13 protein-coding genes and 1 riboswitch are annotated in these 16,557 nt (G+C 73.7%); of the genes, 9 read left to right on the forward strand and 4 right to left on the reverse strand.

Annotation, left to right across the window (positions count from 1 at the left end; all coding sequences use genetic code 11):
• Positions 1–168 precede the first annotated feature (168 nt).
• Positions 169–405 (reverse strand): hypothetical protein, encoded by a 237-nt coding sequence (locus ACZ6CZ_RS08850; protein WP_469016829.1) that lies wholly within the window; start codon positions 403–405, stop codon positions 169–171.
• Positions 406–640: 235 nt separating this feature from the next.
• Entirely contained in the window at positions 641–1,225 is a 585-nt protein-coding gene (locus tag ACZ6CZ_RS08855; RefSeq protein ID WP_469016832.1) for a DUF6082 family protein, read from the reverse strand.
• Between the two features lie 380 nt (positions 1,226–1,605).
• Here ACZ6CZ_RS08855 and ACZ6CZ_RS08860 point away from each other — a divergent pair, with 380 nt between their 5' ends.
• A complete protein-coding gene (locus ACZ6CZ_RS08860) occupies positions 1,606–2,778 on the forward strand; it encodes a CobW family GTP-binding protein (RefSeq protein ID WP_469016834.1) in 1,173 nt (390 codons plus the stop codon).
• Here the strand turns inward: ACZ6CZ_RS08860 and ACZ6CZ_RS08865 are convergent.
• Positions 2,775–5,231 (reverse strand): DNA gyrase/topoisomerase IV subunit A, encoded by a 2,457-nt coding sequence (locus ACZ6CZ_RS08865; RefSeq protein ID WP_469016837.1) that lies wholly within the window; start codon positions 5,229–5,231, stop codon positions 2,775–2,777. The genes ACZ6CZ_RS08860 and ACZ6CZ_RS08865 overlap by 4 nt on opposite strands.
• A 279-nt stretch (positions 5,232–5,510) precedes the next feature.
• Between ACZ6CZ_RS08865 and ACZ6CZ_RS08870 the strand changes: the two genes are divergently transcribed.
• From ACZ6CZ_RS08870 to ACZ6CZ_RS08885, 4 genes are all read left to right on the forward strand, one after another.
• The gene (locus tag ACZ6CZ_RS08870) at positions 5,511–6,929 is read left to right on the forward strand and encodes a M16 family metallopeptidase (RefSeq protein WP_469016839.1); all 1,419 of its coding nucleotides are present in this window, start codon (positions 5,511–5,513) and stop codon (positions 6,927–6,929) included.
• A complete protein-coding gene (locus ACZ6CZ_RS08875; RefSeq protein WP_469016842.1) occupies positions 6,926–8,314 on the forward strand; it encodes a M16 family metallopeptidase in 1,389 nt (462 codons plus the stop codon). The genes ACZ6CZ_RS08870 and ACZ6CZ_RS08875 overlap by 4 nt, the downstream gene beginning before the upstream one ends.
• 198 nt (positions 8,315–8,512) lie before the next feature.
• Positions 8,513–8,676: riboswitch (cyclic di-AMP (ydaO/yuaA leader) on the forward strand.
• Between the two features lie 12 nt (positions 8,677–8,688).
• A complete protein-coding gene (locus tag ACZ6CZ_RS08880; RefSeq protein WP_469016845.1) occupies positions 8,689–9,444 on the forward strand; it encodes a M23 family metallopeptidase in 756 nt (251 codons plus the stop codon).
• Positions 9,445–9,662: 218 nt separating this feature from the next.
• Positions 9,663–10,358, forward strand: a complete 696-nt coding sequence (locus tag ACZ6CZ_RS08885) for a GntR family transcriptional regulator (protein WP_469016847.1) — start codon at positions 9,663–9,665, stop codon at positions 10,356–10,358.
• 172 nt (positions 10,359–10,530) lie between these two features.
• Here ACZ6CZ_RS08885 and ACZ6CZ_RS08890 read toward each other — a convergent pair whose 3' ends face one another.
• Positions 10,531–10,812, reverse strand: coding sequence for an HPr family phosphocarrier protein (locus ACZ6CZ_RS08890; protein WP_469016850.1), 282 nt, complete (start codon positions 10,810–10,812; stop codon positions 10,531–10,533).
• 178 nt (positions 10,813–10,990) lie between these two features.
• Here ACZ6CZ_RS08890 and ACZ6CZ_RS08895 point away from each other — a divergent pair, with 178 nt between their 5' ends.
• The 4 genes from ACZ6CZ_RS08895 (at position 10,991) to ACZ6CZ_RS08910 (ending at position 16,522) form a co-directional block, all read left to right on the forward strand.
• Positions 10,991–13,882 (forward strand): bifunctional acetate--CoA ligase family protein/GNAT family N-acetyltransferase, encoded by a 2,892-nt coding sequence (locus ACZ6CZ_RS08895; RefSeq protein ID WP_469016852.1) that lies wholly within the window; start codon positions 10,991–10,993, stop codon positions 13,880–13,882.
• Positions 13,883–13,977: 95 nt separating this feature from the next.
• Positions 13,978–14,565, forward strand: a complete 588-nt coding sequence (locus ACZ6CZ_RS08900; RefSeq protein ID WP_469016855.1) for a DUF5998 family protein — start codon at positions 13,978–13,980, stop codon at positions 14,563–14,565.
• Positions 14,565–15,755, forward strand: a complete 1,191-nt coding sequence (locus ACZ6CZ_RS08905; protein WP_469016857.1) for an alkaline phosphatase family protein — start codon at positions 14,565–14,567, stop codon at positions 15,753–15,755. Before ACZ6CZ_RS08900 ends, ACZ6CZ_RS08905 begins: the two co-directional genes overlap by 1 nt.
• Before the next feature lie 116 nt (positions 15,756–15,871).
• Entirely contained in the window at positions 15,872–16,522 is a 651-nt protein-coding gene (locus tag ACZ6CZ_RS08910) for a thymidine kinase (protein ID WP_469016859.1), read from the forward strand.
• Positions 16,523–16,557 lie beyond the last annotated feature (35 nt).

The following is a 16,557-nucleotide window of genomic DNA, read 5'->3' on the forward strand; positions in this document are numbered from 1 at the left end:
TCGGGGCCCCGTGGGGGAGCCCCCGGGAATTGGCTTTTCGGAGTGGGGTCGACGCCCCTAGGGCCCAAGCGCCTGTCCCGGCCTTAGGGAGTCTCCCCCCCCCCGTGCCCCCTCCCCCGCGCCGCGATCACCGGGCGAACGACGCCGGGGCTCCGGTCGCCGGGCGCGTCACGCGTCCGGGATGTCGGCCTTCGCGCGGAGCAGCGTCGCGCGGGTGATGACGACGATCCGCTCGTGGTCCCCGCGGGCCGCGTCCGCGGGTAGCTCGGTGTCGAGTTCGGCCGTGCGGTCCGTGCCGATCACGGCGAAGTCGCCGTTGTGCAGTTCGAAGATGTCGGGGCAGGTCTGGCCGCTCACGCTGCCTCTCTCGCGAGGTGACGCACCAATGCGGCGCACGATCTTCACATCGATCCCGGTCCTTGCTCGGTCGGTCAGAAAGTTCTCGTGCCGGCCGCGGCGAGGGGTGGGTCTGCGGTGGCGACGACGGTGGGGCCGCCCCGCCGGTGTGGGTGTGCCGCTGGGCAGGCGGGGACAACGTAACTCGCCGGGATCGCGCACAGCGTGACGTCGTACGCCCGGGTGGGTGGTTGTGCGCGATTCACCCGCGGTGCCGGGCACCGCCGGCCCGGTCGGCGCGCTCTCACTCGTCGGGGAGGGTGCCGACCACCCACCACTCGTCCGTGTCCGCCTCGTCCAGCTCGGCCAGCAGGTCGTCCGTCAGCCGGCCGACCTCCGCCTCCTCGGAGCCGGCGGGCAGGCTCGCGCGGTGGTGGCGCGTCGCCTCCCAGTAGGCGCGCGCCGCCGGGCTCTGGAAGACGACCCGGAGGTGACCCAGCAGCTCCGCCCTGCCGAGCAGCCCGATCCGGTAGCCGTGCAGGGCGTGCACGTACAGGGTGTTCGCGAACAGGTACTGCTTCTGGGTGCGGGCCGGCAGCTCGCTGTCGTAGGCGTCCAGCACCGCCAGCAGATCGGCGTCGTCCATCGCGGCCAGCAGCAGATCGCGGTGGTCGCGCTGGTAGGCGGTGCGGTCCGCACGCCGGAAGGCCGCCCGGTGCTGTTCCTCCAGGGCGGCCAGGCGTTCCAGCAGGGCGGTGTGCGAGCGGGCGAGTGCCCGGAGCGCGCGGTGGTACGCCAGGAAGGAGACCGCCGTACCGGCGGCGGCCGAGAGCAGGAGGGCCGCGCCGACGGGACCCGGTCCTCGCCTCCCAGCTTTCTGTGTGGCCATGTCAACCCTCGTTTCAGGCGGCCGTCCGCCGGTCGCCGGGGTGCGGGTCGAGGGGTGCGGGTCGACGGGAACGGGACCGGCGGAGCGGTGGGCGGCGCGTGCCGTCTCCCAGGGTGCCGAGCGGCTCCGACGGGCGGGGAGGCGGAGAGGAGGCGCACAGAGGGAAGCGAGGGTCGCACGCCCGGGCGCCTGGGGCCTTTCGTTCGGATCAGGCCGGATCGAACCGGAGGACCCCAGTCCGACGTCCGCTCCGCGCGCACTCCCGGTGACCGCGCACTCCGGGGAGATCGCCGCCGCTCGTATCCTTGATCCGCAGTCCGTCCTGGGCCCCGTGCCCGGCCGCGAGCCGGTGCACGCGTCCGCGTACGAGAGGTCGCACGTTGCCGCACAGCCACCGGTCACCGCAGATCCCGGTCCTCGTCCTGGCCGGATTCCTCGGCGCCGGGAAGACCACGCTCCTCAACCACCTGCTGCACCGCAGCGGAGGCAGCCGCATCGGGGCGATCGTCAACGACTTCGGCGCCATCGAGATCGACGCGATGGCCGTCGCGGGCGCCCTCGGCGACTCGACCGTCTCCCTCGGCAACGGCTGCCTGTGCTGCGCCGTCGACACCGGCGAACTCGACACCTACCTGGACCGGCTCGCCGCGCCCGCCGCCGGCATCGACGTCATCGTCATCGAGGCCAGCGGACTCGCCGAGCCCCAGGAACTGGTCCGCATGGTGCTCGCCAGCGAGGTTCCGGGGATCGTCTACGGCGGGCTCGTCGAGGTCGTCGACGCCGCCGAGTTCGACGGCACGCGCGCGCGGCACCCCGAGATCGACCGGCACCTCGCCCTCGCCGACCTCGTGGTGGTCAACAAGCTCGACCGGGCGCCGGACGCCGGGCGCGTCCTGGATCTCGTCCGCTCGCTCACCGACCGCGCCGCCGTGGTGCCCGCCGCCTACGGCCGTATCGACCCGGAGTTCCTGTTCGACTGCCGGCCGAGCGAGGAGCGCGTCGGTCAGCTGTCCTTCGACGACCTGCCCGACCCGAACGACACACCCCCTCAGCCCGGCACACCCGGCCCGGACGGCGGTGCCGGACACGCGGGACATCTGCACGCCGGCTACGACAGCCTGTCCTTCACCTCGCGGACGCCCCTGGAGCCCCGGCGGCTGATGGCGTTCCTGGACAGCCGCCCCGAGGGGCTGTACCGGATCAAGGGGTACGTCGACTTCGGCCCGTACGACACCGGCAACCGCTACGGCGTCCATGCCGTCGGCCGGTTCCTGCGCTTCTACCCGGAGCCCTGGGCACCCGATGCGGACCGCCGTACCCAGCTCGTGCTGATCGGCGCCGGCCTCGACACCGGCGCCCTCGCCGAGCAGCTCGGGGCCTGCGCCGCCGACGCCCCGCACGCCGACGAGCACGGCATGTGGGGCGTCCTGCGCTACGTCCAGGAGCCCGACGAGGAGGCCGGGGAGCCCGGGGAGCCCGAGGACGCCGGGGAGCCCGAGGACGCCGACCCGGCGGCTGCGGCGGACCTCGAGGACCCGCCGGGCGCTTCCTAGGCCACCGGGCCCGCCACCACCGACACCGTCTTCGGCAGCGACGTGCCCGAGCCGTCCCGGCGCGGGTCCAGCTCCGGAAGCTCGGCCGGGGTGCCGTTCCTCTGCGCCGCGCGGGCCGGCGCGGGACCCGCCCAGGCCAGGGACAGGCAGTCCTCGCCCTTCAGGAACCGCTGGCAGCGCACACCGCCCGTGGCGCGGCCCTTGCGCGGGTACTGGTCGAACGGGGTCAGCTTGGCCGTGGTCTGCACCGAGTCGTCCAGCGTGCCCCGTGAGCCCGCGACCGTGAACACCACCGCGTCCGCCGCCGGGTCGACCGCGGTGAAGGCGATCACCTTCGCGCCCTCGGTGAGCTTGATGCCGGCCACGCCGCCGGCGGGGCGGCCCTGCGGGCGGACCAGGGACGCCTGGAAGCGCAGCAGCTGGGCGTCGTCGGCGATGAACACCAGGTCCTCCTCGCCGGTGCGCAGCTCCACCGCGCCGACGATCCGGTCGCCCTCCTTGAGGGTGATGACCTCCAGCTCGCCCTTGTTGGTCGGGTAGTCCGGCACCACCCGCTTGACCACGCCCTGCTCGGTGCCCAGCGCCAGGCCCGGGGAGGACTCGTCCAGCGTGGTGAGGCAGACCACCGTCTCGTCGCCCTCCAGGGAGACGAACTCCGCCAGCGGGGCCCCGCCGGAGAGGTTCGGCGCGGACGCCGTGTCCGGCAGCTGCGGCAGGTCGACGACGTTGATGCGCAGCAGGCGGCCGGCCGAGGTCACGGCGCCGATCTCACCGCGTGCGGTCGCCGGGACCGCCGAGACGATCACGTCGTGCTTGGTGCGCCTGGCGTCCGCGTCGTCCGGGTACGGCTCGGCGTTCGCCGTGCGGGCCAGCAGACCGGTCGAGGACAGCAGCACCCGGCACGGGTCGTCGGCGACCTGGAGCGGCACGGTCGCCACGGCGCCCGCCGACTGCAGCAGGACCGTACGCCGCTCGGTGCCGAACTTCTTCGCCACCGCGGCCAGTTCCGCGGAGACCAGCTTGCGCAGCTCCGCGTCGGAGTCCAGGATCCGGGTCAGCTCCTCGATCTCCGTGTTGAGCCGCTCCTTCTCCGCCTCCAGCTCGATGCGGTCGTACTTGGTCAGGCGCCGCAGCGGGGTGTCCAGGATGTACTGGGTCTGGATGTCGCTCAGCCCGAAGCGCGCCATCAGGCGCTCCTTGGCCTGCGCCGAGTTGTCGCTGGACCGGATCAGCCGGATGACCTCGTCGATGTCGACGAGCGCCGTCAGCAGGCCCTCCACCAGGTGCAGCCGGTCGCGGCGCTTGCCGCGGCGGAACTCGCTGCGGCGGCGCACGACCTCGAAGCGGTGGTCGAGGTAGACCTCCAGCAGCTCCTTGAGGCCCAGGGTGAGCGGCTGGCCGTCCACCAGGGCCACGTTGTTGATGCCGAAGGACTCCTCCATCGGCGTCAGCTTGTAGAGCTGCTCCAGGACCGCCTCCGGCACGAAGCCGTTCTTGATCTCGATGACCAGGCGCAGCCCGTGCTCGCGGTCGGTGAGGTCCTTGACGTCGGCGATGCCCTGGATCTTCTTCGACCCGACCAGGTCCTTGATCTTGGCGATCACCTTCTCCGGACCCACCGTGAAGGGCAGTTCCGTGATCACCAGGCCCTTACGGCGGGCCGTCACCGAGTCCACCGAGACCGTGGCGCGGATCTTGAAGCTGCCGCGGCCCGTGGCGTAGGCGTCCCGGATGCCGTCCAGGCCGACGATCCGTCCGCCGGTGGGCAGGTCGGGGCCCGGGACGTGCTTCATCAGCGCGTCCAGGTCCGCGTTCGGGTTGCGGATCAGGTGCCGGGCGGCCGCGACGACCTCGCCCAGGTTGTGCGGCGGCATGTTCGTGGCCATGCCGACCGCGATGCCGGACGCGCCGTTGACCAGCAGGTTCGGGAAGGCGGCGGGCAGGGCCACCGGCTCCTGCTCCTGGCCGTCGTAGTTCGGCGCGAAGTCGACCGTGTCCTCGTCGATCGACTCGGTCATCAGACCGGTCGCGGCGGCCATCCGGCACTCGGTGTACCGCATGGCGGCGGGCGGGTCGTCGTTGCCCAGCGAGCCGAAGTTGCCGTGGCCGTCGACCAGCGGGACGCGCATCGAGAAGGGCTGTGCCATGCGCACCAGGGCGTCGTAGATCGACGCGTCGCCGTGCGGGTGCAGCTTGCCCATCACCTCGCCGACGACGCGGGCGCACTTGACGTACGCCCGCTCGGGGCGCAGGCCCATCTCGTTCATCTGGTAGACGATCCGGCGATGGACCGGCTTCAGGCCGTCACGGGCGTCCGGCAGGGCGCGCGAGTAGATGACCGAGTACGCGTACTCGAGGTAGGAGCCGCGCATCTCGTCCACGACGTCGATGTCGAGGATCCTCTCCTCGAACGAGTCGTCGGGCGGCGGGGTCTTCGTGCTGCGGCGGGCCATCGCTGCCGGCTCCTTGCTCAAGCGTGAACGGGATCTGACGCGCACCATTGTGGACCGCGGCACTGACAGGCCGGGCCACGACCCGGTGTCCGCGGCCCGCACCGGCGCCCGCGGGCCCCCGGGGGCCGCCCGGCGGCACGCGTGACGCAGGCTACGCGATCCGCTGTGGGCGTACGTCCCGCGGGAACTTCGCCGACGGTCCGCCCGCTTGCATACAGTGGCGGGAACGGCAGGAAAACCGCGGTTTCGACGACCGCCTCCGCGAGCGAAGGGACGTACATGCCCATGGGCGACACGACCACGGCCGAGGCAGGCTCCGGGGGCCTGACAGCGACCGAGCACCGCCTGGCCAATGGTCTTCGCGTGGTGCTCTCCGAGGACCACCTGACCCCCGTGGCGGCAGTCTGCCTCTGGTACGACGTGGGCTCCCGCCACGAAGTCAAGGGGCGTACCGGCCTGGCTCACCTCTTCGAGCACCTGATGTTCCAGGGCTCCGGCCAGGTGACGGGCAACGGCCACTTCGAGCTGGTGCAGGGCGCCGGCGGCTCGCTCAACGGCACCACCAGCTTCGAGCGGACCAACTACTTCGAGACCATGCCCGCCCACCAGCTGGAACTCGCCCTCTGGCTGGAGGCCGACCGCATGGGCTCGCTGCTCGCGGCCCTGGACGACGAGTCCATGGAGAACCAGCGCGACGTCGTCAAGAACGAGCGCCGCCAGCGCTACGACAACGTGCCCTACGGCACCGCCTTCGAGCGGCTGACCGCGCTCGCCTACCCGGAGGGCCACCCCTACCACCACACGCCGATCGGCTCGATGGCGGACCTGGACGCGGCCACCCTGGAGGACGCGCGCGCCTTCTTCCGCACGTACTACGCGCCGAACAACGCGGTGCTCTCGGTGGTCGGCGACATCGACCCCGAGCAGACGCTCGCCTGGATCGAGAAGTACTTCGGCTCGATCGCCTCGCACGACGGCAAGCCCGCCCCGCGTGACGGCTCGCTGCCGGACGTCATCGGCGAGCAGCTGCGCGAGGTCCTCGTCGAGGAGGTGCCGGCCCGCGCCCTGATGGCCGCCTACCGCCTCCCGCACGACGGCACGCGCGCGTGCGACGCGGCCGACGTGGCGCTCACCGTCCTCGGCGGCGGCGAGTCCTCCCGCCTGTACAACCGGCTGGTGCGCCGCGACCGTACGGCCGTCGCGGCCGGGTTCGGCCTGCTGCGGCTGGCGGGCGCGCCCTCGATGGGCTGGCTGGACGTGAAGACCTCCGGGGACGTGGAGGTGCCGGTCATCGAGGCCGCCATCGACGAGGAGCTGGCCCGCTTCGCGGCGGAGGGCCCCACGCCCGAGGAGATGGAGCGCGCGCAGGCCCAGTTGGAGCGCGAGTGGCTGGACCGGCTCGGCACGGTCGCCGGCCGCGCCGACGAACTGTGCCGGTTCGCGGTGCTGTTCGGCGACCCGCAGCTCGCCCTCACCGCCGTCGGGCGCGTGCTGGAGGTGACCCCGGAGGAGGTCCGGCAGGTCGCCGAGGCCAGGCTGCGCCCCGACAACCGCGCGGTCCTCGTCTACGAGCCGAAGACCCCGGAGGCCGTCCAGGACGCCGACGTCCCCGAGGACCCGGAGTCGCAGGCCACCGTGGAGGCCGGCGCCGGCCGGCGCGACAGCGACCACCGCGAGGATGAGGAGACGGCGAAGTGAGCGAGCTTGCCACCATGGAGTTCCACCCGCGGCCGGAGCCCGGCGAGGCCCGGCCCTGGGCCTTTCCGGCCCCTGAGCGCGGGGCGCTGGACAACGGCCTGACGGTGCTGCGATGCCACCGCCCCGGCCAGCAGGTCGTCGCCGTCGAGGTGCTGCTGGACGCGCCCCTGGACGCCGAGCCGACCGGTCTGGACGGCGTCGCCACCATCATGGCGCGGGCCTTCTCGGAGGGCACCGACAAGCACTCCGCCGAGGACTTCGCCGCCGAGCTGGAGCGGGCCGGCGCCACGCTCGACGCGCACGCCGACCACCCCGGTGTCCGGGTCAGCCTGGAGGTCCCGGCCTCCCGCCTGGCCAAGGGCCTCGGGCTGCTCGCCGACGCCCTGCGCGCGCCCGCGTTCGCCGACAGCGAGGTGGAGCGGCTGGTGCGCAACCGCCTCGACGAGATCCCGCACGAGATGGCCAACCCCGCCCGCCGGGCCGCCAAGGAGCTGTCCAAGGAGCTGTTCCCGGCCGCCTCGCGCATGTCCCGCCCGCGCCAGGGCACCGAGGACACGGTCGCCAAGATCGACGCGGCGGCCGTCCGCGCCTTCTACGACCGGCACGTGCGCCCCGCCACGGCCACCGCGGTCGTCGTCGGCGACCTCACCGGCACCGACCTGGACGCGCTGCTCGCCGACACCCTGGGCGCCTGGCGCGGCTCCCCGGCCGAGCCCCGGCCCGTGCCGGCGGTGACCGCCGACGACACCGGCCGCGTGGTCATCGTCGACCGGCCAGGCGCCGTGCAGACGCAGCTGCTCATCGGCCGCGTCGGCGCCGACCGGCACGACCGGGTGTGGCCCGCCCAGGTGCTCGGCACGTACTGCCTCGGCGGCACGCTCACCTCCCGCCTGGACCGCGTGCTGCGCGAGGAGAAGGGCTACACCTACGGCGTCCGCGCCTTCGGGCAGGTGCTGCTCTCCGCCCCGGACGGCTCCGGCGCCTCGATGCTCGCCATCAGCGGCTCGGTGGACACCCCGAACACCGGGCCCGCGCTGCACGACCTGTGGACGGTGCTGCGCACGCTGGCCGCCGACGGTCTCACCGACGCCGAGCGCGACGTCGCCGTGCAGAACCTCGTCGGGGTGGCGCCCCTGAAGTACGAGACGGCCGCCGCGGTCGCCGCGACCCTGGCCGACCAGGTCGAGCAGCATCTGCCCGACGACTTCCAGGCCACGCTGTACCGGCAACTGGCCGCCACGGGCACCGTGGAGGCCACCGCGGCGGTCGTCAACGCCTTCCCCGTGGACCGGCTGGTGACCGTGCTGGTCGGTGACGCCGCCCAGATCAAGGAGCCCGTCGAGGCCCTCGGCATCGGCGACGTCACGGTGGTGGCCGCCGAGTAGCACCGGCAGCGCGCGGGGCCCCGGTGACCTGTGGGTCGCCGGGGCCCCGCTGCTGTCAGATGTCCGGATTGCGGGGGAGGTTGCCTGTCTGCCCTGTGGGATGCGCTACAAAAGCCGGATTCTGTTTGGGATTTGAGAGGCGCTCCCTTTAGTTTCTTCCGGGCTGTCCGTCAGGCAGTGCGCCGCGCCCGCGGCACCGGACAGTCATCGCCGAGTCCCCGTACGGCGCGAGCCAGGGGAGCCGGGGACCCACGCAGTCCCTGGGGTGAATCGGACGCCCGCGCGCGCAGCGAGGGGGTCCGTAGGAGACCTTCCTGCTCCGAACCCGTCAGCTAACCCGGTAGGCGAGAGGGAAGGAAAGGACCAGCCACTTCATGGCGTTCATGTGCGCCTCCGGCAAGCACCGCAGGCCCGGCCGGGTCAAGCGCACCTCCGCGCAGGCAGCGGGCATCGCCGCCCTCACCACCGGCGTCCTCGGCGGCACTCTGGCCGCGGGTCCCGCGCTCGCCGCGGAGAACAGCGTCGAGCAGACCGGTCTGACCCCCGTCATCACCCTCAGCGACTCCGTCGCCGAGCAGATCGACGCGCAGGCCGCCGCCCAGCGCGAGGCCGCCGAGCGGCAGGCGGCCGAGGAGGCCGCGGCCAAGGAGGCCGCCGAGCGGGTCAAGCAGGAGCGCGCGGCCCGGGTCCGTGCCGCCCGCGCGGCCGAGCGCGAGCGCCTCAACGCCTTCGCCGCCCCGATCGCGCACTCCTACGTCTCCACCGGCTACCAGACCGGCGGCTCGCTGTGGTCCTCCGGTTCCCACACCGGCATCGACTTCCACGCCGCGAGCGGCACGGCCGTGCACGCGGTCGGCGTCGGCACGGTCGTCTCCACCGGCTGGGGCGGGGCGTACGGCAACGAGGTCGTGATCAGGATGGCCGACGGCATGTACACCCAGTACGGCCACCTGTCCGTCATCGGCGTCTCGGTCGGCCAGCGGGTCACCCCCGGCCAGCAGATCGGCCTGTCCGGCGCGACCGGCAACACCACCGGCCCGCACCTGCACTTCGAGGCCCGGACGACCCCCGAGTACGGCTCCGACGTCGACCCGGTGGCCTACCTCCGCAAGCACGGCGTGCACGTCTGACGCACCGGGTCACCGACCCGGCCGCACGATCTCGAGGCCCCGGCCGCCAGGCCGGGGCTTTCGCCGTTCCCGGTGCCGGCTGTCCAAAAAATATCCCTGGATTCCGACCCGCCATCGGAAATTCCGGCCTGCTGCAATAGAGTCGCTGAACACACGTCAATCGGCGGCGTACCGCGGCGTTCGGCGGCGTTTCACGGGGATTAAGACGGAGGTCGGTCATGCGTATTCCGGCGCATTCGGTATGCACGGCGATCCGGGACGACATCGTCGCCGGCGTCCACGAGCGCGGCAGCCGCCTCACCGAGGAAGTCCTGGCCCGCCGCTACGGCGTCTCGCGCGTCCCCGTCCGCGAGGCACTGCGCACCCTGGAGGCCGAGGGGTTCGTGGTGACCCGGCGGCACGCGGGCGCGTGCGTGGCCGAACCGACCGAGCAGGAGGCCGCCGACCTGCTGGAGATGCGGATGCTGCTGGAGCCGCTCGGTGCCTCCCGTGCCGCCCAGCGGCGCACCGAGGCCCATCTGAAGGTGCTGCGCGGCCTGGTCAGGCTGGGTCAGGAGCGGGCCCGGCGGGGTACCAGCGAGGACCTGCGATCCCTGGGCGGCTGGTTCCACGAGACGCTCGCCCAGGCCTCCGGCAGCCACGCCCTGACCTCGGTGCTCACCCAGCTGCGGCACAAGATCGCCTGGATGTACACGGTGCAGGCGCCCGCCAGCCCGGCCGAGTCCTGGGCGGAGCACGGCGCCATCGTGGACGCGGTGGCCCGCGGCGACGCGGAGCGCGCGCGGGCGATCACCGCGCTGCACGCCGAGCGGGCCACGGCCGCGCACCGGCTGCGCTTCTCCGCCGGAGCGCACGCCCGGGACCGTGTGAGGACTTCGCAACCTCCCGTAAACATGTCGGGCCCGCGCCTTTAACACGGGCACCGTATACAAAGAGGAGTAATTCGCGGAGGTGTATTTCCGCTGCCCGAATTCCGGCGTGCTCACATCGTCACCGGCATATCTTCCCCGGAAAACGCCGACAGCCGCGCCGCCCCCGGAAAGGGGTGGCGCGGCTGTCGGTGTTCTCGCGGCGGTACGCGGCCGCTCAGACGGTCTCGGGAAGCTCCTCGAGGCCCTCGGCGACCAGTTTGGCCAGCCGGTCGAGGGCGGCGTCCGCGCCCTCGGCCTCGGAGGCCAGCACGATCTCCTCACCGCCCTGGGCGCCCAGGCCCAGGACGGCCAGCATGGACGCCGCGTTGACCGGAGTGCCGCCGGCCTTGGCGATCGTCACCGGGACGCCGGACGCCGTGGCGGCCCGGACGAAGATGGATGCGGGGCGGGCGTGGAGGCCCTCGGCCCAGCCGACGTTGACGCGGCGCTCAGCCATGTGATGCTGCCCTTCAGTGTCTCAGGGTTGTCTAGACCAGTTTCCCATACGGTGGGGCGTGCCCGGTGCGGGCCCTCGTCCGGTACCGGCGGGCCGTCGCACGGCGGCCCCCGTCCGACGTCCGTCACCCACAGACTGCCTCGCGCCGTTGTCGTACGCGAGCCGTACTCTGGGGCCCATGCAGACCCCGGCGGACCGGCAGGACCGGCACGAGTACCCCGCCCACTGGGAGGCGGACGTGGTGCTGCGCGACGGCGGCACCGCGCGCGTCCGGCCCATCACCGCCGCCGACGCCGACCGCCTGGTCAGTTTCTACGAGCAGGTGTCCGACGAGTCGAAGTACTACCGGTTCTTCGCGCCGTACCCGCGGCTGTCCGCCAAGGACGTCCACCGCTTCACGCACCACGACTTCGTGGACCGGGTGGGACTCGCGGCCACCGTCGGCGGCGAGTTCATCGCCACCGTGCGCTACGACCGCATCGGCGCCGACGGCATGGCCGCCTCCGCGCCCGCCGACGAGGCCGAGGTGGCCTTCCTGGTCCAGGACGCGCACCAGGGGCGCGGGGTCGCCTCCGCCCTGCTGGAGCACATCGCGGCGGTCGCGCGGGAGCGCGGCATCCGCCGGTTCGCGGCCGAGGTGCTGCCCGCCAACACCAAGATGATCAAGGTCTTCACGGACGCCGGGTACACCCAGCGGCGCAGCTTCGAGGACGGCGTCGTACGCCTGGAGTTCGGTCTGGAGCCCACCGACCGCTCGCTGGCGGTCCAGCGCGCGCGTGAGCAGCGCGCCGAGGGCCGCTCCGTACGGAGGCTGCTGGTCCCGGGCTCCGTCGCCGTCGTCGGCGCCGGCCGCACGCCCGGCGGGGTGGGCCGCAGCGTCCTGGGCAACATCCGGGACGCCGGTTACACCGGGCTGCTGCACGCCGTGAACGCGGCCTACCCCGCGGACCTCAAGGAGGTCGACGGGGTCGCCGCGTACCGCTCGGTGCGGGACATCGAGGGCCCCGTCGACCTCGCCGTCGTCGCGGTACCGGCCTCCCTCGTGCCCGAGGTGGTCGCCGACTGCGGGGAGCACGGCGTCCAGGGGCTCGTCGTCCTCTCCGCCGGGTACGCCGAGAGCGGGCCCGAGGGGCGCGAGCGGCAGCGCGCCCTCGTGCGGCAGGCGCGCGCGTACGGGATGCGGATCATCGGCCCGAACGCCTTCGGGGTCATCAACACCTCCCGCGAGGTGCGGCTCAACGCGTCGCTGGCGCCAGAGATGCCCCGGCCCGGCCGCATCGGGCTGTTCGCCCAGTCCGGCGCCATCGGCATCGCGCTGCTGTCGCGGCTGCACCGGCGCGGGGGAGGGGTCACCGGGGTCACCGGGGTCTCCACCTTCGTCTCCTCCGGCAACCGGGCCGACGTCTCCGGCAACGACGTCCTGCAGTACTGGTACGACGACCCCGACACGGACGTCGTCCTCATGTACCTGGAGTCCATCGGCAACCCCCGCAAGTTCACCCGCCTCGCCCGCCGCACCGCCGCCGCGAAGCCCCTGGTCGTCGTGCAGGGCGCCGGGTCGGCCCCGCAGGGCCACGCTGTGCGCGCGACGCGGCTGCCGCACGCCACGGTGTCCGCGCTGCTGCGGCAGGCCGGGGTGATCCGGGTGGACACGATCACCGAGCTGGTGGACGCGGGCCTGCTCCTCGCCCGCCAGCCGCTGCCCGCGGGACCCCGGGTGGCGATCCTCGGCAACTCCGAGTCGCTGGGCCTGCTGACCTACGACCAGTGCCTCGCCGAGGGGCTGCGGCCCTCCCGGCCGCTGGACCTGACGACCGCGGCGACGGCGGAGGACTTCCGCGCCGCGCTGTCGGCGGCCCTGGCCGACGACGGCTGCGACGCCGTCGTCGTCACCGCGATCCCGGCGATCGGGGAGGCGTCGGTCGCGGACGCGGCGCTGGCGGAGGCGCTGCGGTCAGCCGCCGAGCAGGTGCCCGGCAAGCCGGTGCTCGTGGTGCACGTGGAGCTGGGCGGCCTCGCGGAGGCGCTGTCGGCCGCGGCGAGCACGGCCCCCCAGACCGCCGCCGGCACCCGCCCGGCACCGGCCCGCCCCTTCGGGACACCGGCCCCGCAGCCGACCCCGCCTCCCGGCAGACCGGCCCCGGGTGCACCGACCGCACCGGGCGCCACTGCCGGGACCGGCGCGCCCGGCGCCGCCGGCACCTGCTCCCGCCTGATCCCCGCCTACCCCGCCGCCGAGCGCGCCGTGCGGGCCCTCGCCGAGGCCGTGAAGTACGCGCAGTGGCGCCGGGAGGCGGCCGAGCCCGGCAAGGTGCCGGAGTTCGACGACATCGACGAGAAGGGCGCCGCCGAGCTGATCACGGCCCTGCTCGCCCGCGGCCAGGGCCTCACGCCCGGCGCCGAGGAAACCGGCGCGCTGCTCGGCCGCTACGGCATCCCGGTCCGGGGCGCGCTGCCCGCCCCGGACCCCGACTCCGCCGCCGGAGCCGCCCGCGCCCTCGGCTACCCCGTCGCCCTCAAGGCCACCGCCCCGCACCTGCGCCACCGCGCCGACCTGGGCGGCGTACGCCTGGACCTGGCGGACGAGGAGCAACTGCGCCGAGCCTACGCCGAGCTGACCGAGCTGTTCGGACAGCCCGAGGAGCTGCGGCCGGTGGTGCAGCAGATGGCGCCCCGGGGCGTGGACACCGTCGTACGGGCCGTGATCGACCCGGCGGCGGGTGCCGTGCTCTCCTTCGGCCTCGCCGGAGCCGCCTCGCAGCTGCTCGGCGACATGGCGCACCGCCTGGTGCCGGTGACCGACCGGGAGGCGTCCTCGCTGGTGCGGTCGATCCGGACGGCGCCGCTGCTGTTCGGCTGGCGCGGCTCCACCCCGGTGGACACCCCCGCCCTGGAGGAACTGCTGCTGCGGGTGTCCCGGCTGGTCGACGCCCACCCCGAGGTCGTCGCCGTCACCCTGGAACCCGTCGTCGTCGCCCCGCAGGGCGTCAGCGTCCTCGGCGCCTCGGTCCGCCTCGCGCCCCCGCCCGCCCGCGACGACCTCGGCCCGCGCACGCTGCCGGCCTACTGACCGCCGCCGGGCGGCCCGGAGAGGATCACGGGCGCCGCCGCCCGGTGCCCGCGACTGGCCCGGACCGCCCCTGCCCACGGATTAGGATGGACGTCATGGCCAAGACCAGTACGACGACCCAGGGGCTGCGCGCGGCGATCGAGCGCAGCGGCTACTACCCGGCCCTCGTGGCCGAGGCGGTGGAGGCCGCCGTCGGCGGCGAGCCCGTCCGGTCGTACCTGGTTCACCAGGAGACCACGTTCGACCAGAACGAGGTCCGCCGGCACGTCACCGTCCTCGTTCTCACCGGCAACCGCTTCATCGTCAGCCACACCGACGAGCAGGCCGCCGACACCACCTCCCCGACGCCGTACGCCACCACCTCCACCGAGTCCGTGAAGCTCGGCCGGATCTCCTCGGTCGTGGTCAGCCGGGTGGTCGCCAACCCCGAGCAGTACGCGCCGGGCACCCTGCCCCGCGAGGTGGTGCTGACCATCGGCTGGGGCGCCGTCTCGCGCATCGACCTGGAGCCCGCCGCCTGCGGCGACGCCAACTGCGAGGCCGACCACGGCTACACGGGCAGCTCGACGGCGGACGACCTCAGCCTGCGCGTCAGCGAGGCCGGGGACGGCCCGGAGACGGTGCGCCAGGCGCTCCTCTTCGCGCAGGCCATCTCCGAGGCGACCGCGGACGTCACCCGCTGATGGCGTACGCCCCCTGGGACTCCCACCCGCAGCCCCTCACCCTGGACTCCGCGCCGCTGCCCGCCTACGGCACAGGCTCCCTCGCCGACCTGCTGCCCACCCTGGCCGCCGGGATGGGCGTCCCCGGCATGACCGCGGCGATCACCGAACTGACCGCGGCCGACCGCAACTGCGTCTTCCTGATCGACGGCCTCGGCTGGGAACAGCTGCGCGCCCACCCCGACGAGGCGCCCTTCCTGACCTCGCTGCTCGGTTCCTCGCGCGGCGGCACGGGCCGCCCGCTGACCGCCGGCTACCCGGCGACCACCGCCACCTCCCTCGCGTCCGTCGGCACCGGCCTGCCACCCGGCGCGCACGGCCTGCCCGGCTACACGGTCCGCGACCCCGCGACCGGCGGGCTGATGAACCAGCTGCGCTGGCAGCCGTGGACCGATCCCGGGGTCTGGCAGCCGTACCCCACGGTCTTCCAGCTGGCCCACGACGCCGGTGTGCACGCCGCCCAGGTGTCCGCGCCGCACTTCCAGAACACCCCCCTGACCAAGGTCGCCCTCAGCGGCGGCACCTTCCACGGCCGGCTGACCGGTGAGGACCGCATGGACCTCGCCGCCGAGCAACTGGCCGCCGGGGACCGCTCGCTGGTGTACACGTACTACTCCGAGCTCGACGGGGCCGGGCACCGCTACGGCGTCGCCTCCGACACCTGGCGCGGCCAGCTCATGTACGTCGACCGGCTCGTCCAGCGGCTGGCCGAGCAGCTCCCACCGCGCAGCGCGCTCTACGTCACCGCCGACCACGGCATGGTCGACATCCCGTTCGACGAGGAGCACCGCATCGACTTCGACGCGGACTGGGAGCTGCGCGCCGGGGTCGCCCTGCTCGGCGGCGAGGGCCGCGCCCGGCACGTGTACGCGGTGGCGGGCGCCGGCGACGACGTCCTGACCTGCTGGCGCGAGGTCCTCGGCGAGCAGTTCTGGGTGGCCTCGCGGGACGAGGCGATCGCGGCGGGCTGGTTCGGGCCGCGGATCGACGAACGGGTGTACGGCCGGCTCGGTGACGTGATCGCGGCCGCGCACGACGACGTCCTGCTCATCGCCTCGGAGCGGGAGCCGAAGGAGTCGGTGATGGTCGGCAACCACGGCTCGATGACCCCGGCCGAGCAGCTCGTCCCGCTGCTCGAAGTACGCTCCTGAAGCGCGAATCGAAAGCCGAAGCCGAGCCGCGGTTCCGCCCGCCGCCTCCGCCCCGCCCTGCCGTCCGTCCCCTCGCCGCCCTCAGCCCCCTCTCCCCGGAAGGTCCTCGACTCCTCATGCCCGAGCTGGTGTTCTTCTCCGGAACGATGGACTGCGGGAAGTCGACGCTGGCTCTGCAGATCGAGCACAACCGGTCCGCCCGCGGTCTGGCCGGCATGATCTTCACCCGCGACGACCGCGCCGGCGAGGGCAAGCTGTCCTCCCGCCTCGGCCTGGTCACCGACGCCGTGGAGGTCGAGGACGGCCAGGACCTGTACGCCTACCTCGTCGACCACCTCTCCCAGGGCGGCCGCGCGGACTACGTGATCGCCGACGAGGCGCAGTTCCTGGCGCCGGTGCAGATCGACCAGCTCGCCCGCGTCGTCGACGACCTGGGCCTGGACGTCTACGCCTTCGGCATCACCACCGACTTCCGCTCCAAGCTGTTCCCCGGCTCCCAGCGGCTGGTGGAGCTGGCCGACCGGGTGGAGGTGCTCCAGGTCGAGGCGCTGTGCTGGTGCGGCGCCCGGGCCACGCACAACGCCCGTACCGTGGGCGGTGAGATGGTCGTGGAGGGCGCCCAGGTGGTCGTGGGCGACGTCGACCAGTCCGGGGGCGAGATCGGCTACGAGGTGCTGTGCCGGCGCCACCACCGGCGCCGGATGACCGCCGCGTCGGCCCGCGCGGCGGCCCTGTCCCCGGACGTCCTGCCGGTCTCCCCGGCCTGAGCCGCGACACGGTCCGCCCGACCGCGACACGGTCC

The organism is Streptomyces sp. NPDC041135 (assembly GCF_055592085.1).

Bases quoted from the DNA above. Each gene is read 5' to 3' on its own strand.
- ACZ6CZ_RS08890 (WP_469016850.1), bottom strand. From the start codon at position 10,812: ATGGCTGAGCGCCGCGTCAACGTCGGCTGGGCCGAGGGCCTCCACGCC.
- ACZ6CZ_RS08885 (WP_469016847.1), top strand. From the start codon at position 9,663: ATGCGTATTCCGGCGCATTCGGTATGCACGGCGATCCGGGACGACATC.
- ACZ6CZ_RS08895 (WP_469016852.1), top strand. From the start codon at position 10,991: ATGCAGACCCCGGCGGACCGGCAGGACCGGCACGAGTACCCCGCCCAC.
- ACZ6CZ_RS08900 (WP_469016855.1), top strand. From the start codon at position 13,978: ATGGCCAAGACCAGTACGACGACCCAGGGGCTGCGCGCGGCGATCGAG.
- ACZ6CZ_RS08870 (WP_469016839.1), top strand. From the start codon at position 5,511: ATGCCCATGGGCGACACGACCACGGCCGAGGCAGGCTCCGGGGGCCTG.
- ACZ6CZ_RS08910 (WP_469016859.1), top strand. From the start codon at position 15,872: ATGCCCGAGCTGGTGTTCTTCTCCGGAACGATGGACTGCGGGAAGTCG.
- ACZ6CZ_RS08905 (WP_469016857.1), top strand. From the start codon at position 14,565: ATGGCGTACGCCCCCTGGGACTCCCACCCGCAGCCCCTCACCCTGGAC.
- ACZ6CZ_RS08865 (WP_469016837.1), bottom strand. From the start codon at position 5,231: ATGGCCCGCCGCAGCACGAAGACCCCGCCGCCCGACGACTCGTTCGAG.
- ACZ6CZ_RS08880 (WP_469016845.1), top strand. From the start codon at position 8,689: ATGGCGTTCATGTGCGCCTCCGGCAAGCACCGCAGGCCCGGCCGGGTC.
- ACZ6CZ_RS08855 (WP_469016832.1), bottom strand. From the start codon at position 1,225: ATGGCCACACAGAAAGCTGGGAGGCGAGGACCGGGTCCCGTCGGCGCG.